Origin of the sequence: Paeniglutamicibacter sp. MACA_103 (assembly GCF_045798555.1) — a bacterium.
Classification (GTDB): domain Bacteria; phylum Actinomycetota; class Actinomycetes; order Actinomycetales; family Micrococcaceae; genus Paeniglutamicibacter.
This window is the reverse complement of record NZ_JBIXLN010000089.1, coordinates 1-4,901: the sequence shown is the minus strand read 5'-3', so window position 1 is coordinate 4,901 and position 4,901 is coordinate 1. Positions and strand designations below refer to the sequence as shown.

The 4,901-nt window shown below is 63.8% G+C and carries 4 protein-coding genes; all 4 read right to left on the bottom strand.

Annotated elements, in window-relative coordinates; all coding sequences use genetic code 11:
• Nucleotides 1-367: hypothetical protein (locus ACIPVK_RS21510; protein ID WP_407614022.1), on the bottom strand; the 367-nt coding region annotated here is incomplete at its 3' end.
• A gap of 1,429 nt (nt 368-1,796) precedes the next feature.
• A complete protein-coding gene (locus tag ACIPVK_RS21505) occupies nt 1,797-2,156 on the bottom strand; it encodes a hypothetical protein (RefSeq protein ID WP_407614021.1) in 360 nt (119 codons plus the stop codon).
• Between the two features lie 1,250 nt (nt 2,157-3,406).
• Entirely contained in the window at nt 3,407-4,051 is a 645-nt protein-coding gene (locus tag ACIPVK_RS21500; protein WP_407614020.1) for an RES family NAD+ phosphorylase, read from the bottom strand.
• A complete protein-coding gene (locus ACIPVK_RS21495) occupies nt 4,048-4,629 on the bottom strand; it encodes a hypothetical protein (protein WP_407614019.1) in 582 nt (193 codons plus the stop codon). The genes ACIPVK_RS21500 and ACIPVK_RS21495 overlap by 4 nt, the downstream gene beginning before the upstream one ends.
• Between the last annotated feature and the right edge of the window lie 272 nt (nt 4,630-4,901).

Genomic DNA, 4,901 nt, shown 5'->3' with positions numbered 1-4,901 from the left:
TGACGCGCTGGCAACCGCCCTGCCGGGCGGTCGGGTTGGTCGGTGGTGCGGTCTCGTCGTCGGCCTTCGGGCAGCGGCTGACGCGCTGCTGATCGGGCAAAGGGCTTGCGGTGCGCCGGCAGGCCACGGTCTCGGTGTGGGTCACCAGGAGGGCTTTGGACGAGGGGGCGGCCGGCCTGACCATCGGAGCCTCCCCCTGGGCGCGTCGGGCGGAAAAAGCGACTGCCTCCGTCGAGGCGGCCATCGCGCGGCCGAGGGCCTGCAGCTCCACGGCGTCACCAGCCTCGCTGAGCGCCTGCCGTGCCTGTTGGGTAACCATCTGCCCGAACACCTCCCCTGCCGTCTTCTCATCCGCCATGCCAACCATGGCTAAACCTACCTTTGAACTACCCCAAGTTTACCACAAAAGCCCATGTCAACCACGAAATACGGCCGAAAAACACAACTCCTTACCTAAGATTCAACCTAGGCAAACACCTAGAAAAACACAGACATACCACCCCGCCCCGGCCAGGAGCCGGCTCCCCTGGTGGCGCCGGCTACATCGGTACCGCACGGTATGTCCCCACCGCCCCAGCATAAGCCGCCGGCGAGCGCAGCTCGGACATACCGCCAGCACACCAGCAGCAGTAGCCGCCGCAGCACCAAGCGGAACCAGGGCCCGCCTGCGCGCAGCGGCCCAGACATACCACCGGCAAGCCAACACACCAGGTGCAACATCCACAACCAGGGCCCGAAGACCAGGGAAGCCAAAAGACATACCGCCAACACACCAGGCGCAACCCCCGCCGCGGATCCAACCAGGAAGAACGCAGCCTCACCAAGATCCAGCCCCAGCGCCCTGGGATCCCCACACGGTATGTCCCCGCACGACCACCCCCCAAGACCAGGCCCACCACGACCCAACGCGGCCATGTAACCGCCCAACTACCCAACTGCCCGATTGCCCGAACACGTAGCCACATAGACCCACACCCAAGAAAGCCACTCTCACAAGGCAAAACATAACAACATACCTAAGAACACCCACAAGAACGCACCTACCACCACACCCCACGCCGACCCCACCCAGCCGCAACGCAAAGACCACCCGCACCCCGGCTATCAATCGCCGGCAGACGGCCCCAAACACCCCCAGACAGCGCAGCCCGAGGCACGCAGCTGCAGCTCCCCCAAGGACATACCACCCCAAGAGCCCGGCAGCCACCACACCAGGGCCCACACCCCAAGGAACCCCGACGCCCCAACCGTGCAGGCCAACCGCTCAAACCCCGCACACCACCCACCAGAACCCGACAGACAGCCCCACACACCCACCCCGCCCCAAACACCCAGCCACACCACCCCAAGCCCCCAAACAGCCCACAAACCCCCGCAAAACACCACCCGCAAAGCGGCGCACCTCGAGGCGGGGCAGCTCCCAGTGCACGCCGAGGCAGCACACCCCGGCCACGGCGCCGGCCCCGGCGCAAGGACATACCGCCCCAAGGGAACCCACCAACACCACCAGGGCCCACGACCAGGGAACCCAACCACCCGTCCAGGGCAACCCGCGCAAGCCACCGAGGACGCCAAACCAGACCTCGAAATTCTGGACACCCAGAAAAACCACACCCAAAAATTGCCCAGCAACTGCCCAGCCACTGCCCCACCATTGCCCAGTCGTTGCCCCACAAACACAAATTTAGCAACCGAGATTTATACAAAATAAGAAACAAAGCGAATGGTCAGATTAGTTGTCCAGATGATGCGCCGGCTGGGCGCGAGCCATAGACAGCCCACGGCGCACGTCGAGGTCAGCAACCGGCGAGCGCAAACAGATCGAGGCGCAGCAGGCCGTGTCCGACACCTGGGGGCAACAGGCAGCGGGCACTGACGAATTTCAGCGCACCCCGCAGGGAGCCACGCGGCAACAGGGAGACGCTAGTCCGACGGCGAATCAGAGCACCACCGAAGGCCAGCCCCTGGACACAGGCAACACGGACACCAAGGCATGCAGCAGGTGGCCCCAGAAACTGCGCAGGCACGCCTGCCGCATAGAGACCGACCATGAGAACTCCCAGACCCGCCCGCACCGGAACCACCAGCAACGCGGGCACTGAAACAGCAGCGAACAGCAACCACACGGACACCACGACAGAAAAAATTCTGGACATCCAGAAAAACCCCTCCCGCTACCCAGAATGTGCCGGCGGCAGTACTGACATCGAGAGACCGCCCCGGCAACGGGCGGGTCGGGCAGCACGGCCTATTGCCCCCAGATAAGAGCTGCGCGGCCCCCGCCACCGGCGAGCGCAAACAGATCGAGGCAGACACCGAAGCCCACACGGCGAGGGCCTCACGCGCCATGAGACAGGCACCGAGGCGAGGCAGCGAGGTAGACCGCCGTCGGCAACCGCCCGTCAGATACCTCGGCGCATAGACGTCTGGGTGAGACACCACCAAATCCCAGCAAAGACGGACACCACCAGCAAGCAAGAAACCACAGCACAAGGATCAACCCGAGCCACGGTGAGCCAGCCCCACTCCCCGGCACTCAAACGAGCTATGAAAGCTCCGCAGAAAAACCATCCCAGCACCCCGAACCGCCTGCGCGAGCGGAGCGGAAAAGGGGCCACTCGGTGCTGTATGGAAACCCTAGAAAGCATCGCCGTCCTCCTCCACACAGCAGCACCTAACAACCAGCAGGCCCACCGTCAGACCTCGAAGCCTCCACAGCCTCAAAAATCAATCCAGCTGCTCACACTGCCAACACGGTGCCAAGTCGCCTTAGGGGTGAAGAAACCACTCCTACACAGCGTGTACCTGACCCTAGCCATCCTGACCGTGGCCTTCTTCTTCTATGCCCCACCAATCGATACCGCACCAATGCCCTGCGCCCCACACCTACCGCAACTGGCCACTCCAGCGCCCTCGCCCTTCATCCCCAGCCCACAACCCCACGACTGGATCGGAGCACTCCACGACACCCTCCAAACCCGAAACCAAAACCAGACCTCGGCAGGCAGGCGCGCCAGAGCGCAACAGGCAGTAGGTGCCGCCCCTGAACCAGCAGATAGCAGACACGGCCGCAAGGAGAGGCCCTGGATCCACGGCGAGTGCCGCCAGTCGACCCAGTCGCAGGTACGCAGCAGCGGCCGGGAGGGGCCCGGCGAGCGCAGCGAGGGAAGCGGGCCGGAGGCGAGGGAAGCGGGCCGGAGGCAACCACGCAGCGCGCCTACGGGGACCACACTGGCCAAAGCAGGCAAGCAAAAGCCCCGCACGCCCGGCGAGGGAAGCACGAGGCCAGCTCAAGAACACCGGATCCGAGTGCCCGGGCAGGAACCGCGAGCATACGGAAAGGTGGATTGTTCCGCCGATAGACAGCGAATTCGCACAATGTTTTCTTCGGGCACCGTGGTGCTGCCTAGCGGATCGACCACCGAAGGCGAGCAGCAGCTGAAGTGGCCATGGCCGCCACGGCGGCGTGGTTCAGAGACCGTGAGAAATTGGGGGCTGCGGGGAATGCGTCCTTGGCCCGGGGAAACAGCACCACCATGGGGTCTCCAATTTTGGTGGATGGCACGTAGAGCCCATCGAGGAGCGCATCGGATCCCCGGCCCAGTTGCTCCCAGATACTGCTTGACCAGTTACGGCAAATGTTCTTTGTCGCCTGAGGCAGCGAAGCAGATGCGCCATGGTGCACGGCCCAGTCGCTATTGACCAGGTCAAGCAGTGTCAGTGGCCTGTTGGGATACCAGCCTGACAATGCGCGGCTAGCTGAAAGAGTGATGGCCTGATCGTCCTGGAAGACCTCTGCGAACGCCGTGACATAGTCCGTGGCGGTATAGGAAACTGCCGCTTCGGGGTGTAGTTGGGTGGGTGCGGGGTGGGGGTCCCAGCGGAAGCGGGATATCGGTCCATACGCCCGTAGCTCGTCCCAGGTTGAGGGGTGTGTGCCCACGGTGGTGTGGATGCGCCAGAGTGCCTGGTCATAGGTGATCAGGTGCTTACGTTCCGCTTGCAGGGGTGCTTTTGGGGTGAGTGGGTTCTTGGGGTGCTTCGGGCTCACTCGTAGCCCAGTTCATCGGCAAGCGCTGCCACGGCATCGGGAGCGCCACCCATGGCCAACCACGCGACCGGGGTCATGCCTTCCAGATCCTCATTCGCGGTCGTCATGAATCGCTCAATGGACAAGGGGTGAAAGTGAGCAGGGAAAGCAGGAATGACCTTGCGCAGCCCTGGTACCGGCGCGCCCTCGATAAACTGCCAGCGTGGGAAACGCAGGCTCTGCCCCGGAACGCCGGTCCCTGGCGAATACAGGGCACCCTCAAGCCGGGAACGGCGCACATTTGCTGGATCCCTCCCAGTCAGCGAGGCAACCTCGGCGGTACTCAGGGAGTTCTCCCGCAGGGCCGCCCTCGAGCTGGCCTGACCGGCCAGCACCCGCAAGTTCGTCGCGACCCGGCCCCCAGGGTCGAGGTCGGCTTCCTCCAGATCAGTATTTTTCATCAAGAAGTCGTGCTCCCCCGCGGTCAGAGGCTCCACGGCAATGCTGGTGACCTCCTCCAGGACAGCCAGAAAATCATGAGTGCTCATGGGATCACCGCGACGGTGCAACGCCCGGTCCACCTCGTATTCAAACGCCATGCTCGTCATACCACTAATGATACGAGCTATCACGCCGTATCACCATATGAACATCCAAAGCGCTACCCCCGCGGCGGATCTCGGCGAGCACAGCCCAAGGCAAAGCTTGGCCCCGAGACCCTGGCGGACTCGAGGCGGGGCTTGGCTGCAACAAGTCCCGACCGGGCCACACCCCCTCTCGCTGGGCAACGCTGCCCAGCGAGAGGGAGCCGCGACCGAGGCAGGCAACAAGGCCGATGGCAGAAGGGCACGCAATAACCTGCTCCCCCACT